We start from the raw sequence: 23,032 nt of genomic DNA, 5'->3' as shown, positions 1-23,032 counted from the left end.
AGACGACCATGATCGCTCTGGGCCATGCCGCAACGGAAGCCGAGCACGCCTTCGAGGCCGCCCTGCGCGCCGTCCCGCGCTGGCAGGGACGCCCGACGCGCTACCGCCCGGTGCTCGGCGGGATCAGCAACGTCAACTGGCGCGTCGAGATCGAGGGCGAGCCGCATCCCTACTTCGTCAAGATGCCGGGCCGCGGCACCGAGATGTTCATCGACCGCGCCGCCGCCCGCGCCGCCAGCCGGCAGGCGGAGGTGATCGGCCTCGGCCCCCGCACCTTCGACGATCTCGACGCGCACGGCATCGAGATCGCCGAGTTCGTGGACGGGCGCCGCCCCTCGACCAACCGCGACTTCGCCGAGCCGGCCCTGCGGGCGGAGGCGATGCGCGTCTACCGCCGCTTCCACGCGGCCCCGCTCCTGCCGCTGACCAAGACCGTGTTCGACATGATCGACGAGCATGATCGCCAAGCCGCCGAACTCGGCGCGCTCCTGCCGCCCGACCAAGCCTGGCTGACCCGCCAGACCCGGCTGGCACGGGCGGCGCTCGAAGCCTCCGGCCTCGACCTCGTGCCCTGCTTCAACGATCCGATGCCGGGCAACTTCCTCCTCGGCGAGGACGGCTCGATCCTCCTGATCGACTTCGAGTACGCCTCCAACAACGACCGGCTCTACGACATCGCGATCTGGAGCGGGGAGATGTTCTTCCCCGAGAGCGTCGATCGTGAACTGATCGAGCAGTATTTCGGCCGCTACGACGAAGCGTTGTTCGCGCGCCTGATGGTGCACAAGGCGCTCGCCGACGTGAAATGGTCGACCTGGGCGATGGTGCAGAACCGCATCTCCACCCTCGACTTCGATTTCTACAAATACGGGATCTGGAAGCACATGCGCGCCCGCTCGATCATGAACGACCCACGCTGGCCGCTCTTCCTGAAGGCGCTCTGAGCGATGACCACGTCCGAAACCTTCGCGCCCGACGATATCCTCGCCTTCGCGGCCGAACTGGCCGCGGCCGCGCGCCCGATCGCGCTGGCCTATTTCCGCACCCCGCTCGACATCGTGACGAAGGCCGACGAGAGCCCGGTGACGCTGGCCGACCGCGCCATCGAGGTGCGCCTGCGCAGCTTGATCGAGGCGCGGTTTCCCGATCACGGCATCTTCGGCGAGGAGATGGGGGTGAAGCCCGGGGCCACGCCCGGCGACGGCCCGGTCTGGGTGATCGACCCGATCGACGGCACCAAGAGCTTCGTCACCGGCCTGCCGCTGTTCGGCACCCTGATCGCCTTCCTCGACGGAGGGGCGCCGGTCGTCGGGCTGATCGACATGCCCGCACTCGGCGAGCGCTGGACCGGCGTACCGGGGGAGGCCCGCTTCGGGGCCGAGCCCGCGCGGACCAGCACCTGCCGGAGCCTGTCGGCGGCGCGCTTCTTCACCACTTCGCCCGAGGGTTTCACCGGGGCGGACGAGGCCTCTTATCGACGCCTGATCGCAAAAACGGCCCTGCGCCGCTTCGGCGGCGACTGCTACGCCTATGGCCTGCTGGCCTCCGGCCATTGTGACCTGATCGCCGAGACCGGCCTTCAGCCCTACGATCACATGGCCCTGGTGCCGGTGATCCGGGCGGCGGGCGGGGTTATCACCGACTGGAGCGGCGAGGACCTCTCCCTCGCCTCCGACGGGCGGGTGCTCGCGGCGGCGACGCCTGAACTGCACGCCGAGGCGCTGGCTGTCCTGCGGGCGTAGGGCGACTTGAAGCCGCCGATTTCCCCGCGTCGCGGTTTGCCAAGGGGATGTCGCTGATATGGAAGCGACGCGGACCTCGCCGAACAATAATTCCCGAAAGCCAGATACGGCTCGGGAGGTCCCCATGCTCGATGTGACGCCGACCCCGCTTCAGCGCCTGCTGCGCGAGCGCCGCCCCGGCTACACCCTCGCGGCTCCGTTCTACCTCAGCCCCGAGGTGTTCGAGGCTGATATGGAGATCATCTTCGGCCGCCACTGGATCTATGTCGGCGTCGAGCCCGACGTGCCGGAGGCCGGCGACGTCATGGTCGTCGATATCGGCAAGACCTCGGTCGCGATCGTGCGCGACGACGACAACGAGATCCGCGCCTTCCACAATGTCTGCCGCCACCGCGGCGCCCGGCTCGTCCACGACGAGAAGTCCACGGTCGGCAACCTCGTCTGCCGTTACCATTCCTGGACCTACGACCTCACCGGTAACCTGATCCACGCCGAGCATATGGGCCCGGACTTCAAGAAGGGCTGCCACGGCCTCAAGCCGGTCCATGTCCGTTCGCTCGCCGGCCTGCTCTTCATCTGCCTCGCCAACGAGCCCCCGGCCGATTTCGACGACATGGCCGCCCGCCTCGGCCCCTATATCGAGCCGCACAACGTGCGCGAGACCAAGGTCGCCTTCCAGAAGGACATCATCGAGCCCGGCAACTGGAAGCTCACGATGGAAAACAACCGCGAGTGCTACCATTGCGGGGCCAACCATCCCGAACTAACCGTGCCGCTCTTCGCCTACGGCTTCGGCTTCGCGCCGGAGGAGATGGACGAGCACGACCGCGCCAACGCCGAGCGCTACGGCTGCCTGCTCAACACCCGCCACGGCGAGTGGGAGGCGGAGGGCCTGCCGTCGAAGGAGATCGACGAGCTCGACACCATGATCACGGGCTTCCGCACCGAGCGGCTGCCGCTCGACGGTGAGGGCGAGTCCCACACCCTCGACACCAAGGCCGCCTGCAAGAAGCTTCTGGGCAACCTCACCAGCGCCAAGGCCGGCGGCCTGTCGGTCTGGACGCAGCCGAATTCCTGGCACCACTTCCTCGGCGACCACATCGTCACCTTCTCGGTGCTGCCGCTCGATGCCGAGCGCTCGCTGCTGCGCACCAAGTGGCTCGTGCACAAGGATGCGGTCGAGGGCGTCGATTACGATCTCGCCAACCTCACCGGCGTCTGGGAAGCCACCAACGATCAGGACAGCGAACTCGTCGGCATCTGCCAGCAGGGTGTCGCGAGCCCGGCCTACGAGCCCGGCCCCTACTCGCCGCACACCGAGATGCTCGTCGAGAAATTCTGCAACTGGTATGTCGGCCGCATGGCCGCGCATCTGGGGCGCTGAGCATGACGTCGGCTCCCCTCCCGGCCCCCGCCTCGGCCGAGCCGGCCGCCGCGCGGCTCGCGGCCTCCGCGCCCTGGGATGCGGAGGCCGACGACAGGCTGGTCTGCCTCGCGGTGCGCGACGAGACGCACGACGTGAAGACCTTCGTGCTCGCCCCGAAAGAACCCCGGCGCTTTGCCTACGCGCCGGGCCAGTTCCTGACCTTCTCCTTCGAGGTCGGCGGCGAGACCATCCACCGCTGCTACACGGTCTCCTCGGCGCCGACGCGGCCGAACGCGGTCTCGTTCACCGTCAAGCGGGTGGCCGGCGGCCCGGTCTCGAACTGGCTGCACGACAACCTGAAGCCCGGCGACACCGTGCGCGCGCTCGGGCCGATGGGCGAGTTCTCCTGCTTCACCCATCCGGCCAAGAAGTACCTGCTCCTGTCCGGCGGCAGCGGCGTCACGCCGATGATGTCGATGGCGCGCACCTTCCACGATCTGGGCGAGGCCCGCGACGTGGCCTTCGTCCACTCCGCCCGCTCGCCCGCCGACATCGTGTTCCGGGGCGAGCTTGAGACGATCGCCCGGCTCGATCCCGCCTTCCGCTTCCACGCGGTCTGCGAGACCGATTCCCCGAGCGAGACTTGGGCGGGTCCGAAGGGCCGGCTGTCGCTCGACATCCTGCGCGCGGCGGTGCCGGACTTTGCCGAGCGCGAAGTCTTCGTCTGCGGCCCCAAGCCCTACATGGACGCGGTGCGGGCCATGCTGAAAGATGCCGGCTTCGACATGGCCCGGCACCATCAGGAGAGCTTCGACTTCGGCGAACTGCCGGAGGCCGAGCAGGAAGCCGCGGCCGAGGCGGGCAAGGAGCTCGATGCCGAGGCCGCGCCCGCGGGCGGCGTGCGCACCTTCCGGGTGCAGTTCGCCAAGACCCGCCGCGTGCTCGAATGCCCGGAGAACGAGACGGTGCTCGACGCCGCCCGCAAGGCCGGCATCCGCCTGCCCTCCTCCTGCGCCAAGGGCCTGTGCGGCACCTGCAAGTCGAAGCTCACCTCGGGCACCGTCGCCATGACTCATGCCGGCGGCATCCGCCAGCGCGAGATCGACGCCGGCATGGCGCTGCTGTGCTGCTCCAAGCCGACCAGCGACCTCGTCGTCGAACGCTGAATGATCCCGGCCGCCGGGCCGGCACTCTTCGCGTCCCCAAGCTTTCCCCATGTCTTCGGGAGTCGTCCCGTGATCGCCAATGCCGACGCGCTGCTGAAGCCGCTCACCATCAAGGGCCTCACCATCCGAAACCGGGTGATGTCCACGAGCCACGCCCCCGGCTACGGCCGGGACGGCAAGCCGCAGGAGCGCTACCAACTCTACCACGCCGAGAAGGCCAAGGGCGGCATCGGGCTCACCATGTTCGGCGGCTCGTCCTCGGTCGCCGTCGACAGCCCCGCCGCGCCCTGGAACCAGATCTCCGTCGCCGACGACTCGGTGATCCCATTCTTCCAGCAATTCTCCGACCGGGTGCACGCGCACGGCGGCAAGCTGATGATTCAGCTCACCCATATGGGCCGGCGCACCAAGTGGGACACCGAGCACTGGCTCCCCACCGTCTCGCCCTCCCCCCGGCGCGAGCCCGCCTCCCGCACCATCCCGAAGGAGATGGAGGCGGAGGACATCGCCCGCATCGTCAAGAGCTTCGCCCAGGCCGCGCGCCGCTGCAAGGAAGGCGGGCTCGACGGTTGCGAGGTCTCGGCCGCCCACGGCCACCTGATCGACCAGTTCTGGTCGCCGTCCGTCAACCAGCGCACCGACCAATACGGCGGCAGCCTGGAGAACCGGATGCGCTTCGGCATCGAGGTGCTGGAGGCGATGCGTGAGGCGGCCGGCGACGACTACGTCATCGGCATCCGCATGTCCGGCGACGAGATGATCGCCGACGGCCTGAGCCAAGAGGATTGCCTGACGATCGCCGCTGAATACGCCAAGCGCGGCCTCGTGGACTTCCTCAACATCCTCGGCGGTCAGGCGCGCGACCACATCGCCCACGCGATCTCGCTGCCGAACATGTCGTTCCCGGTCGCCCCGTTCCTGTTCCTGCCGAGCGCGATCAAGCGCGAGGTGGACGTCCCGGTGTTCCACGCCCAGCGCGTCACCGATCTCGCCACCGCGGCCCGCGCGGTCGCGGAAGGCCATGTCGACATGGTGGCGATGACGCGCGCTCACATCGCCGACCCGCACCTCGTGAAGAAGCTCTCCGAGGGCCGGGCCGACGACATCCGCCAATGCGTCGGCGCCGGCTACTGTATCGACCGGATCTATGTCGGCGGCGACGCGCTCTGCATCCAGAACGCCGCCACCGGCCGCGAGGCGACGATGCCGCACGAGATCCGCAAGGCGGATGTGCGCCGCCGCGTCGTGGTGGTCGGCGCCGGCCCCGGCGGCCTGGAGGCGGCCCGCGTCTGCGCCGAGCGCGGCCATGCGGTGGTGCTGTTCGAGAAGAATGCGGTTGCCGGCGGCCAGATCGGCATCGCGGCGAAAGCCGGCTGGCGCGAGGCGATGTCGGGCATCACCCGCTGGCTGGTGGCGCAGGTGACCAAGCTCGGCGTCGATCTGCGCCTCAACACCGAGGCGACCGAGGAGGCGATCCGCGCCGAGAAGCCCGACGTGGTCATTGTCGCGACCGGCGGCACGCCCTTCCGCGGTCACGCCAAGGGCGCCGAGCAGCACGCGGTGACCACCACCGAGGTGCTGACCGGCGCGGTCGAGCCCACCGGCTCGGTGCTGCTCTACGACGAGATGGGCCAGCACAACGCGGCTTCGGTGGCCGAGCAACTGGCCAAGCGCGGCTGCCTCGTGGAGATCGCCACCCACGACCGCATGGTCGCGGAAGAGGTCGGCACCACCAACCAGCCGATCCATCTGCGCGAATTGTACAAGCTCGGCGTGGTGATGACGCCGAACATGGAGCTGATCGAGATCTACCCCGAGGGCAACCGCTTCGTCGCGGCTTTGCGCAACACCATGACCGACGCCGAGGAGGAGCGCCTCGTCGACCGCATCGTCGTCGATCACGGCACGCTGCCCGTGGACGGGCTCTACCGTTCGCTGAAGGGTGCTGCGGTCAATCACGGCCAGACCGACCAAGAAGCGATGATCCGCGGCGAGCCGCAGCCCTACGACCTGTCGAAGGGCTACGCCCTCTACCGCATCGGCGACGCGGTGGCCGGCCGCAACATCCACGCGGCGATCTACGACGCTCTGCGGCTGTGCAAGGATCTTTGATCCTGTTCATCGCGGTGCGAACGGGCCCGCCGTGGCTCCCCCCCTCTCCCCGCACGCGGGGAGAGGCCTGCAGGCACCCTGTCGTGCCTGCGGGAAGTGGAGGCGAAGCCGGAGCGGCGGTGAGGGGGCGTGGCCGCGAGAGGCTCGCCCTGAACCGCCCCCTCACCTTCGGCTGCCGCCTCGCCGCGTCGACGACGGGGTCGTCGCGGCCCTCTCCCCGCAAGCGGGGAGAGGGGATGCATGGCCTTCGAACGCTTCATCCGGGGGCGATGAAGTGCACACCACAGTCCGGCCCTTGAGACCACCGTCATGACCAGCGTCATCCCCCTGACCACGGTGTTTCCCGGCCTCGTCTGGCTGATGGCGGCGCTCGCTCTCGTTCAGGTCTCGCGCCGCGCCGCCCTCTGGCGCGTCGGCGCCGCCGCGCCGGTGGCGTGGCTCGACGGGCTGGCCAAGCTGCCCCGGCGCTATCTCGTCGATGTCCACCACGTCGTGGCGCGCGATCCTTATGCCTCGCGCATGCACGCGGTCGTGGCCGGCGGCCTGCTCGCGGCCTCGATCCTGACGGCGCTGGCGATCCTGCCGCCGCTGGCCGATTTCCGGCCCTACTGGTTCCTCGTGGCGCTCGCCTTCGGGGTGACGGCGGTCGGCTCCCTGCTCGTCGGCGCCCGGCGCTATCCGGCCAAGCAGAAGCGCCTCTCCGCCGGCCACTTCCAGATCCTGCCTTTCCTGCTCCTTGCCTACGCCATCGGCGGCACGCTCACCGCGCTGCTGCTCGCCTTCGGCGCCGGCGGCGTGTTCGGCTCCGTCGCCCTGGCGCTTGCGGCGGCGGGCGGGCTCGGCCTCGCCTACGAGGTGCGCCACGGCCCGATGCGCCACGCGGCGGCCGGCGCGCTTCACCTCGTCGCCCATCCCCGGCCCGGTCGGTTCGAGGGCCGCCCCGACACCGCGCTCCAGCCCCTCGACCTCGACGCGCCCCGGCTCGGCTCGGAGATGCCGGCCGACTTCACCTGGAACCGGCTCCTGTCCTACGACGCTTGCGTGAGCTGCGGGCGCTGCGAGACCGCCTGCCCGGCATACGCCGCCGGCCAGCCGCTGAACCCCAAGAAGCTGATTCAGGATCTCGTCGCTGGCCTCTCGCCCGCGGAGCCCGCTTACGCCGGCAACCCCTATCCCGGCGGCCGGGCGGCCGAGGGCGAGCGCGGGGCTTTGGCCCGGCTGATCGGGCCCGACGCGCGCATCCACCCCGACACGCTGTGGTCCTGCACCACCTGCCGCGCCTGCGTCGAGGAATGCCCGATGATGATCGAGCACGTCGATGCGGTGGTGTCGTTACGCCGTCACGAGACGCTTGAGCGCGGGGCTCTCCCTGAGAAGGCCGTCGTCCCGGTGACGGAGCTGCGCCAGTCCGGCGATCCCGGCGGGCGCCCGCTTGGCTCCCGCACCGATTTCGCCGCCGGGCTCGACCTGCCGCGGATCGGAGAGCGTGAGCCTGTCGATGTCCTGCTCTGGCTCGGCGAGGGCGCCTACGACCTGCGCTACGGCCGCTCGCTCCGCGCCCTCGTGCAGCTGCTGCGCGAGGCGCAAGTCGATTTCGCGGTGCTGGGCGCGGAGGAGCGCGACACCGGCGACCTCGCCCGCCGGCTCGGCGACGAGGCGACCTTCCAGGCGCTGGCGCGGGAGAACATCGCGACGCTGGGCAAATACCGCTTCACGCGGATCGTCACCGCCGACCCGCACGCGCTGCATGCGCTGCGCAACGAGTATCCGGCGCTCGGCGGGCGCTACACGGTCGTGCACCACACCGCCCTCCTGCTGGAGCTGATCCGGGCGGGCAAGCTCAATCCGGGCCGCCTGCCGGACCTTTCGGTGACCTATCACGACCCCTGCTACCTCGCCCGCTACAACGGGGAGACCGAGGCACCGCGCGCGGTGCTCGACGCCATCGGCGTGACCCGCAGCGAGATGACCCGCTCCGGGCGCCGGGCGATGTGCTGCGGCGGCGGCGGTGGCGCGCCGGTGAGCGACGTGCCGGGCGAGCGCCGCATCCCCGACATCCGCATGGCCCAGGCCGCCGAGACGGGTGCGGGCATCGTCGCCGTCGCCTGCCCCTCCTGCACGGCGATGCTGGAGGGCGTGACCGACCGCAAGGCGGAGATTCGCGACGTGGCCGAATTGCTGCTCCAGGCGGTGGAGGCGGGCCGATGAGTCGCCCCCGCCGCGACCCGCGCGCCGAGTGGGCCGCCCACTTCCTCGCCGGCGAGGGACTCCGCCCCCGCTACGACCGCACCCGCCGTGCCACCGGTTCCGGCCGCCCCCGCCGCGATCCGCGGGCCGAGCGCGAGGCGCAGCGCATCGGGGGCTTTGCGCGGTTGCGCTACGACCTCAGCCAGATCAGCCGCGCGATCGGGGAGGCCGTCACCGCCGCACCCCGGACCGCGTCGGTGGCCGAGGCACCGAAGACGATCATCGTCGAGACGCCCGCCTTCCTCGTCGCGGTGGTGCCGGACGCCCCCGGCGGCCGCCTCTCGGGCCATGACCGGCAGCTGATCGGCGCGGCGCGCGCGCTGGCCGGGCGCGAGGGCGCCGTCGCGGTGATCGTGGAAGGCGAGTGCGAGGGGCTGGGTGCGGCGGGCGCCGACCGGGTGCTCCGGCTCGACGGCGCGGAGGGCTACGATCCGGCGGCTCGGGCCGCCCGCGTCGAGGCCGCGCTCGCAGACCTCGGGGCGCGCCACGTCCTGTTCCCGGAATCGCTCGATGGCGGCGACCTTGCCCGCCGCGTCGCGGTGGGCCTTGGTGAGGCCCTGTTCACCAACGCCGAAGTGGTCGCCGCCAAGGGGCTGGTCCGCCCGGCCAGGGGCCGCCGGGTCGAGCAGAGCCTCGCCCCGCCCCGCCTCGCCACGGTGGCGCCGGACGCGGTCGCCGACTATGCCGGCGCGCCGCGGGAGGCTCGTGCCCTGCCCTTCGAGGGCTCGGCGCCGGATGTTGCCAAAAGCATCGTCTCCGCGACGCGCATCCCGGCCGACCCCGCGACCGTGCCGCTCGCGCTCGCCGAGTTCGTGGTGTCGGCGGGCAACGGCCTTTCCGATCTCGACACCTTCCGCGAGGTGGTGACGGCACTTCACGCGACGCCCGGCGCCAGCCGCGTGCTGTGCGATTCCGGGCTGATGCCGCGCCACACCCAGGTCGGCGCCTCGGGCACGGTGCTCGCGGCGACCTGCTACTTTGCGCTCGGCATCTCCGGCGCGCCGCAGCACCTCCAGGGTGTGGCCGGCTGCGAGCACGTGGTGGCGGTCAACACCGATCTCCACGCGGCGATGATCGAGCGGGCGGGCCTCGCCGTGGTGCTGGACGCCCAGGCCGTGATGCCGGCCCTGCTGCGGCTGCTCGCGGAAGAGGCCGCCGGAGAGGGGAAGGCGTCATGAGAATCGCGGTCCTCCTCTCCGCCGGGCTCCATCCGGTCTCCGGGGCACCCGTGCTGCCGCGGCTCGAGGCACAGGCGATCCGGATGGCCGCCGGGCTCGGCCGGAGCGCCAAGATCGTCGGCCTGCATGCCGGGCCGGACGCCGCCGCGGTGGCCGAGGCGCTGGGCCAGGGGCTCGACCGCATCGAGCACGTCGCGGTCGGGGAAGGCGACGATCCGGTGCCGGCGCTCGCCGCGCGGCTCGCCGCGATCGCCCCCGACGTCGTCCTGGCCGGGCGGCGCAGCCAGGGCGGCGACGAGAGCGGCCTCGTACCCTACGCCCTGGCCAGCAGCCTCTCGATGCCCCTGGTGCCCGATGTGGTCGCGGCGGCGCTCGAAGCAGAGGGGGCCTTACGCCTCGATCAGAGCCTCGGGCGCGGCGCCCTGCGCCGGGTGGTGGTGCGGGGGCCGGTCGTCGTCACCTGCCACCCGGACGCCCCCGCCCCCCTCGCCTACGCCTATGGCCGGGCGCGCCGCGGGCGCGTCGAGGCGCTGGCCGTCGCGCCCGCCGCCCTCCCGGCTGCGGCCTTGGCGGTGGAGGAGCGGCCCTATCGCCGCCGGCCGAAGATCGTGAAGGGCGCGCCGGCCGGCGGTTCGGCGGCGGAGCGGCTCAAGGCGGCCACCGGCGAGGGCGGCTCGGCCGCGAGCGGCCGGCTCCTGATCCAGCCCGATCCCGAAGACGCCGCCCGCGAGATCCTCGCCTATCTCCGGCAGATCGGCGTGGTCGCGCCGCCGGCGGAACCGAAGACTTGAGGATGACGCAACAATGCCCCTGAGCCCGGACGACCTGCTGACGCGGCTGCGCGAGCGCGGCATCGCCTACAAGCTCTACGAGCACGAAGCCGTCCTCACCGTCGAGGCGATGATGGCGGTCTGCGGCGACATCGCCGGTGCCCACACCAAGAACCTGTTCCTGCGCGATGGGAAGAAGACCTACTTCCTCCTCACGCTCCGGCATGACGCTCAGGTCGATCTGAAGGCGTTCCGCGCCGTGCTCGGCGCACGCGGCGGCCTGTCCTTCGCGAGCTCTGACGCCTTGCACGAACAGCTCGGGGTCGAGAGCGGGGCCGTCTCGCCGCTGGCCGCACTCAACGCTGCGCCGGGCAGCGTACGGGTATTCCTTCAGGATAGCCTGCTGGAGGAGACGCGGGTCAACATCCACCCGCTCGTCAGCACCCGCACGCTCTCGCTCGTTCCGGCCGACCTCGTGGAAGCCCTTCGGGCCGAGGGGCACGAGCCCACGCCGTTCGCGCTCCCGGAGAGTGCGGCGGCCTGAAGGGGCTCGTCCGCGCCTCGTGCCGCGGGCGCTCTCCAACCTAGAGCGCATTCCGACGAAGTGGAAACCGGTTCGTCGAAAGAATGCGCGTCAAAACAAGGATCTAGAGACGCCGGCCTGATGCAATCAGGTCGGATACGGCTCTAGCCGGCGACCCTGTACACACAGCAGCGGCCCCGAAGACCCTCCCAGAGCGCTCACACGGCGACTGAGAAAGGGCGTTCGGGGCCGCTGCTGTGTCCGGGGAACCTCGAAGACCGGGCCGGGTCCGAGATCGGGTTCCAAGGCGGGGCCGCCCTCTGCCGGCCCGTTACGACCCTTCGCACGCGCCGTCGAGCCGGCGCTCAGATGGCCTCACCGAGCTTTCGAACGCCGAGCGCTTCCGCCCTGGCGCGACGTGCGGCGGACGTTTCGCGAGCGAGGCTCAGGCGCCCTGCAGCGCGGTCGGGAAGGCGAGGGCCGCGAAGAGCGGCGTGATCGCCATCGCTTCCGGACGTGCCGGCTCGGAGCCGGTCAGCAACTCAGAGACCGCGCCGCGGGTCAGGCCGATATCGTCCAGAGCTGCATCGCTCAGGTTCATCAGCGCTTCTTCGTCGGCCCGGGCGCGGAAGTGGGTACGAACACTTTCAAGAAATTTGGAAAACATGTGACGAGCCTCGATCGCACCGTCGTTGATCAAGACGAGGACGGTTCGCGTTGCGATTTCATATGAGGCTTCCTCCGTCTTCGGAGGAGCGCGGAAGCTTGGGAGCAGCTCTGCTTGATGCGCATGCAATGAGCAGGAAAGTCCGACTTTTAGCAGTTTGCTTACCTATCGTGCATGGGCGCTGCCGTGCAGACGATCGCTATACTTGAGCCGGGGCGGACAGCCGGGTCGCCGGAGCATCGCTCTTCGACCGCCGAGAGCCGTCCTTCGAACGCCGCCCTCAACGCGAAAACCCCTCTCCCGGTGGCGGAAGAGGGGTTGCGGGATCGGTCAACAGCCGAACTGATCGGGAGGGGCCCGGCCGATGTCCGATCGGTCGCATCGCAGGGCGGAAACCCAGTTCCGCCCGAGTGGCGGGCTAGCAGGCGGCGACGTTGACGGCCAGCCCGCCGAGCGAGGTTTCCTTGTATTTGGCCTGCATGTCGTGGCCGGTCTGGCGCATGGTCTCGATCACTTCGTCGAGGCTCACCCGGTGCTGGCCGTCGCCGCGTAGCGACAGCGAGGCGGCCACCACGGCCTTGTTGGCGCCAAAGGCGTTGCGCTCGATGCAGGGCACCTGGACAAGGCCGGCGATCGGATCGCAGGTCATGCCGAGATGGTGCTCCATGGCGATCTCGGCGGCGTTCTCGATCTGGAAGGCCGAGCCGCCGAGCGCTGCGGTGAGCCCCGCCGCCGCCATCGCCGCGGCCGAGCCGACCTCGCCCTGGCAGCCGACCTCCGCCCCCGAGATCGAGGCGCGGGCCTTGATCAGCCCGCCGATGGCGGCGGCGGTGAGCAGGAAGTCGCGTCCGCGCTCGTCGCTCCAGTCGGGGCAGAAGTCGCGGGTGTAGCGCAGCACCGCCGGGACGATGCCGGCCGCACCATTGGTCGGCGCCGTCACCACCCGGCCGCCTGAGGCGTTCTCCTCGTTGACGGCCAGCGCGTAGAGGCTGATCCAATCCATGATCTCGTGGGCCGGGCGGCTGTTGGAGAGCTTCGTCGCCTCCAGCGACTCGTAGAGCCGCTTGGCGCGCCGCCGCACCCGCAGGCCGCCGGGCAATTCGCCGTCCATGCGCAGGCCGCGCTCGATGCAGGCGAACATCGCGTCGCGGATCGCGTCGAGGCCGGCATCGATGGCTTCGCGCGGGCGCAGGGTCAACTCGTTGGCGAGCTGGATCTGCGGGATCGTCAGGCCGGTGCGCAGGGTCAGGTCGAGGAGTTCGCGCCCGCTGCCGAAGGCGAGCGGCGGCGGTTCCTGCCCTGCATCTCCGGCGGAGGCGGCTTCCGCCTCGGCGGAGGTGACGACGAAGCCGCCGCCGACCGAGTAGAAGATCTGATCCTCGATCAGCGCCCCCCCGGCATCGTAGGCGCGAAAGCGCATGCCGTTGGTGTGCAGCGGCAGGATGTCCTTGAAGTTGAAGACGAGATCGCGCTCAGTCTCGAAGACGACACCCGGAAGGCCAAGGTCGCCGGTACGGCGCAGTTCGTCGGCGAGCGGCGCGGTCCGGTCCGGGTCGATGGTCGAGGGCGCGTGGCCCATGAGCCCGAGCAGGATCGCCACATCGGTGCCGTGGCCGCGTCCGGTCCAGGCGAGCGAGCCGTAGATCTCGGCGCTCACCCGGGCGACGCCGCCGCGGGCGAGCACGGTTTCGCGGAACCGGCGCCCGGCGATCATCGGCCCGACGGTGTGGGAACTCGACGGACCGATCCCGATCTTGAACAGATCGAAGGTGCTGATCATCGAGTCCGTCGCTCTCTAAAAAAAGGTGCCTCGCCCGCAAGCAGATGCAAGTTCGGGGGAAGGCGCGCATCACGACAGGATGCCGGCGCGGGGGGACATAGCCAGGAGATGGGCTCGCCGCCAGCCTGCATCAATGCGCGGCGGATCCTTCGACCCCGAAGACGGCCTCATTGAGGAGGCCGTGAACGTAGGTCGAGAACGAGCGCCAGCACTCGACGCGGTAGAGCGGGGCGGCGCTCGCGCGGATCAGCACGATCTCGGACTTGCCGAGCAGGGTGCGGGTGGCGCTGCCCGGCGGGAAGGCAGCCTCGGACAGATCGAGCGGGCAGCCGGCATTGAGCACCGCCGCGGCCTGCCGGCCCGACACGTCGATGCCGACATTGCGGTGCGAGACGTCGACCAGGGAGTGGGGCAGCCCGGCGAGCGCCTCGTGGAAGCGGCCCTGCAGCAGGTCGGCATCGGCCTCGGGGCCGCCGACGAGCCACTCGTCGGGCCCGAGGCGGGCGAGCCAGACCTCGCCGTCGGTGCCGACCGTGTTGATCGGCGCGTCGAGCGCGAGCCCGGCGAGCTTCGGCGCGGCGCCCTCGGCGAGCCGTGCCCGCAGGGAGAAGCGCGCCTCGGCGCCCGCGGGGCGGACCGACACGCCCGAACCGGCGGAGGCCGTGCGGGTCTGAGCGCCGAGCGGCAGGGCGCGGGCGGCGCGGTAGCGGGTCTCAAGCATTGATACGCTCCCCCTGGACGTCGAAGAAGACCGGTTCGCAGACGGTGACACGGGTGAAGCCGTCCGGCGTGGTGACGAAGAGATGGCCGTTCATCCGCTCGCGTCCGCCCTCGACCAGGGCCAGCGCGATGGAGCGCCCGCAATTGGCGCTCCAGTAGCTCGACGTGACGTGGCCGAGCATGCGCATCGGGATCGGCTGGTTGGTGTCGGCGACGATCTGCGCGCCCTCGTCGAGGACGAACTTCGGATCGTCGGTCATGAGGCCGACGAGCTGCTTGCGGCCGGTGGCGACCACGTCGGGACGTGCCAGGGAACGCTTGCCGACGAAATCCCCCTTGGCCTTCGGGATCATGCCGGCCATGCCGACATCGTCCGGGGTCACCGTGCCGTCGGTCTCCTGGCCGACGATGATGTAGCCCTTCTCGGCGCGCAGCACGTGCATCGTCTCGGTGCCGTAGGGCGTGATGCCGTGGGCCTGGCCCGACTCGAACACCGCTTCCCAGACCGCGCGGGCGTGGTCGGCGGGCACGTTGATCTCGAAGCCGAGTTCACCGGTGAACGACACGCGGAACAGCCGGGTCGGCACGCCGCAGATCGTGCCCGTGCGCATCGCCATGTGCGGGAAGGCGTCCGGCGACAGGTCGATGCCGTCCACGAGCGGGGCGATCACGGCGCGGGCCTTCGGGCCCTGGAGCGCGATCACCGCCCATTGCTCGGTGGTCGAGGTCAGGAACACTTCGAGGTCCGGCCACTCGGTCTGGAGGTAGTCCTCCATGTGGCCGAGCACGCGGGCGGCACCGCCGGTGGTGGTGGTGACGTGGAAGCACTCGTCCGAGACGCGGGCGACGACGCCGTCATCGAGGATGTAGCCGTCCTCCTTCAGCATCAGCCCGTAGCGGCAGCGGCCCGGTGCGAGCTTGGTCCAGGGGTTGATGTAGAGGCGGTTCATGAACTCGGCCGCATCCCGGCCGACGATCTCGATCTTGCCCAGCGTCGAGGCGTCGAAGATGCCCACACCCTCGCGCACCGCCTTGCACTCGCGGGCGACCGCGGCGTGCAGATCCTCGCCGTTCTTCGGGAAGTACCAAGCGCGCCGCCACAGGGCGACGTTCTCGAACAGGGCGCCGTGGGCCTCGGCCCATTCGTGGATCGGCGTGGTGCGGATCGGGTCGAACAGGGCGTGGCGGGCGGGGCCCACCAGCGCACCGAAGGTCACCGGGGTGTAGGGCGGCCGGAAGGTCGTGGTGCCGACGGCGGGCAGGGCCTTGTCGAGCTGCCCGGCGACGATGCCGAGCGCATTCATGTTCGAGGTCTTGCCCTGGTCGGTCGCCATGCCGGTCGTGGTGTAGCGCTTGACGTGCTCGATCGACTGGAAGCCCTCGCGGACCGCGAGCTTGATGTCCTTGGCGGTGACGTCGTTCTGGTAGTCGACGAAGGCGCGGACCTTGGTCGGGTTGGCGTCCGTCGGCATGATCCGCACCGGCTGGAAGCCGGTCAGCGTCTCCGAGGCCTGGAAGTCCTGCCGTGCGTCGGAGCCTGCGGCGGCGCCGCCGGCGGCAAAGCCGTCCACGAGGCAGGCGGCGAGGTCGTAGGTGCCGCGGGCGGCACCCGCCGAGCGCTCGGCCTGGGCCGAGAGACTCGGCACGAAGGCGTCGATGGCGTCGTCGTAGCGGAGCTTGCCGCGGGACTGCGAGAACAGGTGGACGGCGGGCGTCCAGCCGCCGGACATGCCGACGCAGTCGCATGGGAGAATGCGACGGCCGCCGCACCGGCCGTCGCTCCCGACAGGCGCCACGATGAGACCCGTGACGCGCTTCCGGCCCTTCGACCCGACCACGGTGTGGCCGGTCAATACTTCGGCCCCGACCGCGCGCAACTGCGCCAGCTCCGGACCGCAATCCGCTTCAAGGCGCAGATCGACGAGGGTGACATCGAGGCCCGCAGCGCGCGCGTCGATCGCGGCTTGGTAGGCGGAGGCGCCGCTCGTGGCGAAGACGAGCTTGCGGCCCGGCGCGACGCCGTAGCGGTTGAGGAAGACCCGCACGCTCTCGGCGAGCAGGATGCCCGGCCGGTCGTTATCGGCGAAGACGAGGGGACGCTCGTGGGAACCGCCGGCGAGCACGACCTCGCCCGCCCGCACCTGCCACAGGCGCTCGCGCGGCGCTTGGCCGGCGGCGGAGGTCAGGTGGTCGGTGACGCGCTCGGTCATCGCCACGTGGTTGTGGTTGTAGTAGCCGAAGGCGGTGGTGCGGGAGAGCAGGATCACGTTCTCGCGGCCGTCGAGTTCGGCCAGCGTCTCGGCGAGCCAGGTCGCCGCCGGGTGTCCGTCGATCTGCGAGGTCGTGTCGTGCAGGAGCGAGCCGCCGGGCTCCGCGCCCTCGTCGGCGAGGATGACCCGCTTGCCGGTGCGCGCCGCAGCGAGGGCGGCGGCGAGACCCGCCGGGCCGGCGCCGACGACGAGCACGTCGCAATGGGCGTGGCGGTTGGCGTAGCGGTCGGGATCGGCCACCGTCGGCGCCTTGCCGAGACCCGCGGCGGCGCGGATGAACGGCTCATAGACCCGGTCCCAGAACTTCCGGGGCCACATGAAGGTCTTGTAGTAGAAGCCCGCCACGAAGACCGGCGAGAGCAGGTCGTTGACCGCGCCGACATCGAACTCGAGCGATGGCCAGTGGTTCTGCGAGGTCGTGCGCAGCCCCGAACGCGCTTCGACCACGGAGGCGCGGTTGTTCGGGTCGATCCGGCCGGGCCCGCGATCGACCGAGAGCAGCGCGCTCGGCTCGTCGGGGCCATGGCTCAGGATGCCGCGGGGGCGGTGATACTTGAACGAGCGTCCGACGAGGTGGATGCCGTTGGCCAAGAGCGCCGAGGCGACGGTGTCGCCGGCGTATCCGTGGACCGGCTTTCCGTTGAACTCGAAGACGATGGGGCGGGTGCGGTCGACGCGTCCGCCGCGGGACAATCTGAACGGCTGTGCCATCTCACGCCCTCGTCTCGCTCTGGGTGGCCGGATTGGGTCCGAGAATCGTTCCGGGCTTCACGCCGGATTTCGACTGCTCCCCGATCGGGTAGGTCTCGATGAAGCGGTCGCTGATCGTGTCGCGCAGGGCATTGAACCAGCGCCCGCAGCCGTGGACGTGGCACCAGCGCTCGGCATGCACGCCCTTGGGATTGGCGCGCACGAACAGGTGCTCGCTCCAGCCGCCGTCATCGACGCTCATCGGGTCGGCCGGGCGGGCGATATGGGCTTGGCCGCCGCACCGGAACTCGGTCTCGGGCCGTTGGCCGCAATGGGGACAGGCGATCAGCAGCATGGTTCGGACTCCCGACGGATGCGGATCAGTGCGCGACGGCCGCGGCGGCGGCTTCGTCGATGAGGCGCCCGGTGCGGAACCGGTCGAGGGTGAAGGGCGCGTTGATCTTGTGCGGGGCGCCGGTCGCGAGCGTGTGGGCGAAGACGTGGCCCGAGCCCGGGGTCGCCTTGAAGCCGCCGGTGCCCCAGCCGCAATTGACGAACAGGTTCTCAACCGGGGTCTTGCCGATGATCGGCGAACGGTCCGGCGTCACGTCGACGATGCCGCCCCAGGAGCGCAGCATCCGCATCCGGGTGAATTGCGGGAACAGCTCGCAGATCGCGTCGAGCGTGTGGGTGGTGATGTGGAGGCCGCCCTGCTGGCTGTAGGAGGTGTACTGGTCGGTGCCCGCACCGATCACCAACTCGCCCTTGTCGGATTGCGACAGGTAGGCGTGGACCGCGTTCGACATCACCACGCAGGGGAAGCATGGCTTGACCGGCTCGGAGACCAGCGCCTGGAGCGGGTAGCTCTCCAGCGGCATCGACACGCCGGCCATCGACATCAGGGTCGAGGTGTGGCCGGCGGCGACCACGCCGATCCGGCCGGCGCCGATGAAGCCGCGGGTCGTCTCGACGCCCACCGCCGCACCGGAGGCGTCGCGGCGGATGCCGGTGACTTCGCAGTTCTGGATGATGTCGACGCCGCGATCATCGGCGCCGCGGGCATAGCCCCAGGCCACCGCGTCGTGGCGGGCGGTGCCGGCCCGGCGCTGGAGCGCGCCGCCGAGCACGGGGTAGCGCAAGGAGCCCGAGATATCGAGCGGCGGGCAGAATTCCTTGCACTCTTCCTTCGAGAGCCACTCGTTGTCGATGCCGTTGAGGCGGTTGGAATAGACGTGGCGCTTGAAGCTTTGAACGTCATGGATGTTGTGCGCGAGCATCAGCACGCCGCGCTGGGAGAACATGATGTTGTAGTTCAGCTCCTGGGAGAGCCCCTCCCAGAGCTTGAGCGCGTGCTCGTACATCGCCGCGCTCTCGTCGTAGAGATAGTTGGAGCGGATGATCGTGGTGTTGCGGCCGGTGTTGCCGCCGCCGATCCAGCCCTTCTCCAGCACCGCCACGTTGGTGATGCCGTGCTGGCTCGCGAGATAATAGGCCGTCGCCAGGCCGTGTCCGCCGCCGCCGACGATGACGACGTCGTAAGCCGGCTTGGGCTCGGGGGCGCGCCATTGGCGGCCCCAGCCCGTGTGGCCCCGCATGGATTCGGAGAGTAGCGACGTGAGGGAGAAGCGGCGCATCGGTCGACCTCGCGGTGTTGACGGATCATGGTCCGCGCGCCGCGGCGGGGCTTGATCGACGGCGACCGCGAGTTTGGGATTCCCGACTTCGATCGATTTCCCGGCATGTCCCGCCGAAATGCCGCCGCGCGGCAGCAACCGGCCCTGTTCGGCCGCCTGTTTCGCGCCGCCGTTTGACTGACAAACCGGACGGCTTGTCCGATCACGCGGCCGTGAGCCAAGGAGCGAACAAGAATTATTCTATTGCGTTCGGCGGTCGATCGGAGATTAAGTTCCACTGTGGGCGCCGCCTCGGCGGACGTGCCGTGTCCGATCGACCGTGCCGAATACAACCGGAGCGACCCCGAATCGCTCCTGCGTCGGCGCAAGCATCGGCGCGGCACGTGAATTGCCCACCAAGCCGCGGCACAGGCCGACAAACGGTGGTCGGGATGGAAATGACGATTGCGGCCGGGGCGACATGCCCGGCAAGTGTAGTTGCGGCGAGCGAGGCCGTTACCGGGAGAGCCATCTCCGTCGGTTTCATGCTGGTCGATCGCTTCTCGATGATTGCCTTCTCCTCGGCGATCGAGCCCCTGCGGCTCGCCAACCGCGCGGTCGGCCGCGATCTCTACCGTTTCTCGCTGTGGTCGGAAGACGGCACCAAGTGCACCGCCTCGAACGGGATCGAGGTCAAGGTCGCGGGCCGCTTCTGCGAGGCGCAGGACTTCGACATGCTGGTCGTGTGCGGCGGCATCGACATCCAGCACCCGGATCACCGCGCCCTCCATTCGGCCCTGCGCCGGTGCAGCGCCCGCGGGGCGGCGATCGGTGCGGTGTGCACGGGCACCTATGTGCTGGCCAAGGCCGGCCTCCTCGACGGATACCGGGCGACGATCCATTGGGAGAACCTGCCGGGCCTCGTCTCGGAGCATGACGGGCTGGAGATCGGCTCGGACCTGTTCGAGATCGACCGCAACCGCTTCACCTGCGCGGGCGGCACCGCGGCGGCCGACATGATGCTGTCGCTGATCGTGCGCGACCATGGCCCGAGCGTGGCCTCGGAGGTCGCCGACCAGCTCATCCACCACCGCATCCGCGAATCCGGCGAGCGCCAGCGGATGGACCTGCGCATGCGCCTCGGAGTGTCGCATCCCAAGCTGCTGCGGGTGGTGGGGCTGATGGAAACCTCGCTCGCCGAGCCGCTCGGCAGCCAGGAACTCGCCGACGCGGTGCAACTCTCGACCCGCCAGCTCGAACGGCTGTTCCTGAAGTATCTCGGCCGCTCACCCGCCAAGCACTACCTGCGCATCCGCCTGGAACACGCCCGCAACCTGATCCGCCAGACGGCGATGCCGCTGCTTTCGGTGGCGTTCGAGTGCGGCTTCACCTCGGCCTCGCACTTCTCGAAGGCCTATCTCGACTGCTTCGGCCAGCCGCCGAGCGCGGAGCGCAAGCTGGTGCAGGCGCAAGGCGGCCTGCGCGCCTAGAGCATTGTCCTGGATCTCGGATCCAGGACAATGCTCTAAGCTTCTGTCCTTGCATCATCTTTTTCTGAAAGCCGGCGGCACCTTTCGGGACGATGCTCTAGCCGTGGCGGCCGGCCGTTCAGAAATGACCAGTCTCCCATCACTCTGATGAATGCTTGAGCGGGGCGCCGGATGATCCGGCGCCCCGCTCTGCTTTCGTGGCTGTGTGCCGATGCAGATTTCGTCGCGATCGGACCTTGGCGGGCCCGGCGAGCCTGAAAAAGAAAACGCCGGCTTCCCAGGAAGCCGGCGCGCCGCTCACGAAACCATCGATTCTAGAAATAGTAGCCGATATTCATGATGAACCGCGACTTGAAGCGGTTCTCGCCGCCCTGGGCGAGGCCGTTGTTGAACTCTCCGACGCCGACATAGGGATCGTTCCGGCCGATGGCGGCCTCGGTGTAGATGATCAGGTTCGGGTCGGCCGTCAGGGTCCAGGCTCCGCCGAGCGTGAAGCGCTCGCTGGCCTGGAAATTCGCCTTGTCCTTGTAGAAGGCGCTGAAGCCGGCGAAGGGCACGACGGTGAACGGGCCGATCGGATCGGGCACCTTGTAGGTCACCTCCGCCGAAACGAAGTTGCCGCGCGCGGCGAGGTTGTACGAGAAGTCGAAGCCGCCGACCGTGACGAGGTCGTTGCGGAAGGGGTTGCGCGGGTCGATGTCCTGGCGGACGTAGATCGCCTTGAAGCCCCAGGGGCCGTAGGTGCCGAGGGCGTGCAGGCCTTCGAGCTGCTTGGTGCCGGTCTGGCGCGTGTCGAAATTGTAGATGTCCGAGTGCCAGATCGAGGCGCCGAAGGCGAGCGAGGCGGTGTCGTTCTTGAGGACGAAGTACTCCGCCCGGCCGATGAACATGTTCTGTTCGGCGTTGTTGGTTCCGAACGTGACGTAGGGGTCGGCCCGGACGATCGCGGTGGAGTAGCGCGCGCTGTCCGGGCTCAGGCCGAAGGCGTTGGGCGAGGAACCCGGATAGAACCCGACCTGATAGTTGAAGTCCGGCTCGACGTGAGAGAATTTGACGCCGAGATTGTACACTTCCTCCAGGCCCATGGTGAAGCCGAGGGTTTCGAGGAAGCTCGTCCCGAAATACGGGGTCAGGCCGAAGGGAGCCTGGTTGATGCCGGCGGTAAGGCTGTCTTCCGGCGTGAACTTGTAGCCGACATAGGCCCACATCGGGAAGCTCACCTCGCCCGGATAGCCTTGATAGCCGCTGCGGGGGCCGTAGATCGAGCTGCCGCCGTAGAACCGGTACTGCGCCGAGCCGAAGATCGTGTCGGAATCGTAGGTGGCCTTGAGCGCGAGGGTATCGAAGTCGAAATTCTCCCGCGCCTTGCGGACACCGCCACGGCTGGCATCGTCGAAGCGCCAGTCGTAGCGGGCGCGGATGGCGCCGCCGAAGGTGAAGGTGCCCGAGTCGGTCTTGCCCTTCGGCGGCCCCAGATCGAAGTTGCTGCGGGATTCGGGGCTGAAGCGCGGATCGGCGACGGCAACCGGCTGCTCGCTGTTGGCCTGACTGGGCTCGGCATTGACCTCGACCGGGCCCTGCGACTGCGCCGCGGCCGTCGATGGGCACAGCATGAAACCTGCGGCGCATGCCACGAGGGCCGCCGCCAAACCGTTCGCCGTCATATCCCCCAACCCCCTCGAATGAAGACCCAGATCGCCTTCCGAGCTGTTTCCCGTCGTTTTTCTTAAGTCTTGGACGGGACGATCACTTCAGCCAGCCATCGACCGTCGCGCGATTCGCCGCGATCCACTTCGCGGCGGTCGCCTCGGGCTTGGCGCCCTTTTCCTCGTTCTCCGCCATCACGGCTTCTTCGTCCTTGATGGTGAGCTTGAACTTCTGGAGGATCGCGTAGACCTCGGGCATGTCCTCTTTCAGCCCCTTGCGGGCCAGCGTGTTCACGCTCTCCGCCTCACCGAAGCTTTTCTTGGGATCGGCGAGGTATTTCAGGTCGTAGCGGGCGAACATCCAGTGCGGGGTCCAGGCCGTGACGACCACGTCCTTCTTCTGCCGCACCGCATCCTTCAGCGCGCTGGTCATCGTGGCGTCGCTGCCGTCGAGCAGCTTGACTTTGAGGCCGTACGCCTTGATGGCCGCCTCGGAGCTCTTCATCACGCCGGCGCCGGGATCGATGCCGATCACCTTGCCATCGACTTTGGAGGCCTTGGTCGCCAGATCCTCGATCGAGTTGAGGGACGATGTGGCGGGCACCGCCCAGCCGATCTTGGCCCCCGTGACGTTCGGGCCGATCAGGTCGATGCGGTTCTTGAGTTTTTCGTAATAGGCGCCCTGTGTGACGGGGAGCCAAGCCGCGACGCTCGCATCCGCGTCACCGGTCGCAACGGATTGCCACATGGCCGCCGCCGCGAGCGGGATCGTCTTCACTTGGTAGCCTTTTTCCTCAAGGGCGAGCTTGAGGATGTTGGTGGCGACCACGGCGTCGGCCCATTCCACGTAGGCGAGCCGAACCTGCTTGCCCGCCGCCTCGGCCGGCGTCTGGGCCAGCGCGAGGCAGGCGATCACACCAAGTATCGGTGCACGCATGGATTGAACCTTTCAGAGGGGGTTGAGGATCGTGCCGATCTGGATCTGAGGTCTGATTTCTTCTGAAGCCTGCCTCGCGCGGGGGAGGCTGAGGCTCATCAGAGGAAATACTTAA

The 23,032-nt window shown here is 69.4% G+C and carries 19 protein-coding genes; 11 read left to right on the top strand and 8 right to left on the bottom strand.

Annotated features, from left to right (window positions below; translation table 11 throughout):
- Positions 1-8 precede the first annotated feature (8 nt).
- From MKK50_RS03970 to MKK50_RS03930, 9 genes are all read left to right on the top strand, one after another.
- Entirely contained in the window at positions 9-944 is a 936-nt protein-coding gene (locus MKK50_RS03970; protein ID WP_499020538.1) for a phosphotransferase, read from the top strand.
- A gap of 3 nt (positions 945-947) precedes the next feature.
- Complete coding sequence (hisN, locus tag MKK50_RS03965; RefSeq protein WP_499020537.1) at positions 948-1,742, top strand: histidinol-phosphatase; 795 nt, start codon at positions 948-950, stop codon at positions 1,740-1,742.
- Positions 1,743-1,866: 124 nt separating this feature from the next.
- The gene (locus MKK50_RS03960; protein ID WP_499020535.1) at positions 1,867-3,126 is read left to right on the top strand and encodes an aromatic ring-hydroxylating oxygenase subunit alpha; all 1,260 of its coding nucleotides are present in this window, start codon (positions 1,867-1,869) and stop codon (positions 3,124-3,126) included.
- Between the two features lie 2 nt (positions 3,127-3,128).
- Positions 3,129-4,274, top strand: a complete 1,146-nt coding sequence (locus MKK50_RS03955; RefSeq protein WP_499020533.1) for an FAD-binding oxidoreductase — start codon at positions 3,129-3,131, stop codon at positions 4,272-4,274.
- 69 nt (positions 4,275-4,343) lie between these two features.
- A complete protein-coding gene (locus MKK50_RS03950; protein ID WP_499020531.1) occupies positions 4,344-6,386 on the top strand; it encodes an oxidoreductase in 2,043 nt (680 codons plus the stop codon).
- A 309-nt stretch (positions 6,387-6,695) separates the two neighbouring features.
- Positions 6,696-8,594 carry a (Fe-S)-binding protein gene (locus MKK50_RS03945; protein ID WP_499020530.1) on the top strand — a complete coding sequence of 633 codons (1,899 nt, stop codon included), beginning with the start codon at positions 6,696-6,698 and terminating at the stop codon, positions 8,592-8,594.
- On the top strand, positions 8,591-9,811 hold the full coding sequence (locus MKK50_RS03940; RefSeq protein ID WP_499020528.1) for an electron transfer flavoprotein subunit alpha/FixB family protein: 1,221 nt from the start codon (positions 8,591-8,593) through the stop codon (positions 9,809-9,811). Before MKK50_RS03945 ends, MKK50_RS03940 begins: the two co-directional genes overlap by 4 nt.
- Positions 9,808-10,602 (top strand): adenine nucleotide alpha hydrolase family protein, encoded by a 795-nt coding sequence (locus MKK50_RS03935; RefSeq protein ID WP_499020527.1) that lies wholly within the window; start codon positions 9,808-9,810, stop codon positions 10,600-10,602. Before MKK50_RS03940 ends, MKK50_RS03935 begins: the two co-directional genes overlap by 4 nt.
- 13 nt (positions 10,603-10,615) lie before the next feature.
- Entirely contained in the window at positions 10,616-11,125 is a 510-nt protein-coding gene (locus MKK50_RS03930; protein ID WP_499020525.1) for a prolyl-tRNA synthetase associated domain-containing protein, read from the top strand.
- Positions 11,126-11,549: 424 nt separating this feature from the next.
- On the opposite strand, the gene MKK50_RS03925 is transcribed toward MKK50_RS03930, so the two are convergent.
- The 6 genes from MKK50_RS03925 to MKK50_RS03900 all read right to left on the bottom strand — a co-directional run bounded on the left by MKK50_RS03925 (position 11,550) and on the right by MKK50_RS03900 (position 18,865).
- Positions 11,550-11,804, bottom strand: a complete 255-nt coding sequence (locus tag MKK50_RS03925) for a DUF1127 domain-containing protein (protein WP_499020523.1) — start codon at positions 11,802-11,804, stop codon at positions 11,550-11,552.
- Positions 11,805-12,189: 385 nt separating this feature from the next.
- A complete protein-coding gene (locus MKK50_RS03920; RefSeq protein WP_499020521.1) occupies positions 12,190-13,551 on the bottom strand; it encodes an L-serine ammonia-lyase in 1,362 nt (453 codons plus the stop codon).
- 130 nt (positions 13,552-13,681) lie between these two features.
- Positions 13,682-14,272 carry a sarcosine oxidase subunit gamma gene (locus MKK50_RS03915; protein WP_499020520.1) on the bottom strand — a complete coding sequence of 197 codons (591 nt, stop codon included), beginning with the start codon at positions 14,270-14,272 and terminating at the stop codon, positions 13,682-13,684.
- On the bottom strand, positions 14,265-17,252 hold the full coding sequence (locus MKK50_RS03910; protein ID WP_499020518.1) for a sarcosine oxidase subunit alpha family protein: 2,988 nt from the start codon (positions 17,250-17,252) through the stop codon (positions 14,265-14,267). Before MKK50_RS03910 ends, MKK50_RS03915 begins: the two co-directional genes overlap by 8 nt.
- Position 17,253: 1 nt before the next feature.
- Positions 17,254-17,586 (bottom strand): sarcosine oxidase subunit delta, encoded by a 333-nt coding sequence (locus MKK50_RS03905; protein ID WP_253370345.1) that lies wholly within the window; start codon positions 17,584-17,586, stop codon positions 17,254-17,256.
- 25 nt (positions 17,587-17,611) lie between these two features.
- Positions 17,612-18,865 carry a sarcosine oxidase subunit beta family protein gene (locus tag MKK50_RS03900; protein WP_253370347.1) on the bottom strand — a complete coding sequence of 418 codons (1,254 nt, stop codon included), beginning with the start codon at positions 18,863-18,865 and terminating at the stop codon, positions 17,612-17,614.
- 51 nt (positions 18,866-18,916) lie between these two features.
- Between MKK50_RS03900 and MKK50_RS03895 the strand changes: the two genes are divergently transcribed.
- Positions 18,917-19,042 (top strand): hypothetical protein, encoded by a 126-nt coding sequence (locus MKK50_RS03895; RefSeq protein WP_499020517.1) that lies wholly within the window; start codon positions 18,917-18,919, stop codon positions 19,040-19,042.
- Between the two features lie 260 nt (positions 19,043-19,302).
- Positions 19,303-20,334 carry a GlxA family transcriptional regulator gene (locus MKK50_RS03890; protein WP_253374014.1) on the top strand — a complete coding sequence of 344 codons (1,032 nt, stop codon included), beginning with the start codon at positions 19,303-19,305 and terminating at the stop codon, positions 20,332-20,334.
- A 314-nt stretch (positions 20,335-20,648) separates the two neighbouring features.
- Here the strand turns inward: MKK50_RS03890 and MKK50_RS03885 are convergent, their stop codons facing one another.
- Complete coding sequence (locus tag MKK50_RS03885) at positions 20,649-21,998, bottom strand: putative porin (protein ID WP_499020515.1); 1,350 nt, start codon at positions 21,996-21,998, stop codon at positions 20,649-20,651.
- Positions 21,999-22,080: 82 nt separating this feature from the next.
- On the bottom strand, positions 22,081-22,917 hold the full coding sequence (locus tag MKK50_RS03880) for a glycine betaine ABC transporter substrate-binding protein (RefSeq protein WP_499020513.1): 837 nt from the start codon (positions 22,915-22,917) through the stop codon (positions 22,081-22,083).
- Between the last annotated feature and the right edge of the window lie 115 nt (positions 22,918-23,032).

The organism is Methylobacterium sp. J-043, assembly GCF_022829505.1.
Classification (GTDB): domain Bacteria; phylum Pseudomonadota; class Alphaproteobacteria; order Rhizobiales; family Beijerinckiaceae; genus Methylobacterium; species Methylobacterium extorquens_A.
Note: the sequence above shows the minus strand (reverse complement) of the source record. Positions and strands in the feature narration are given on the sequence as shown.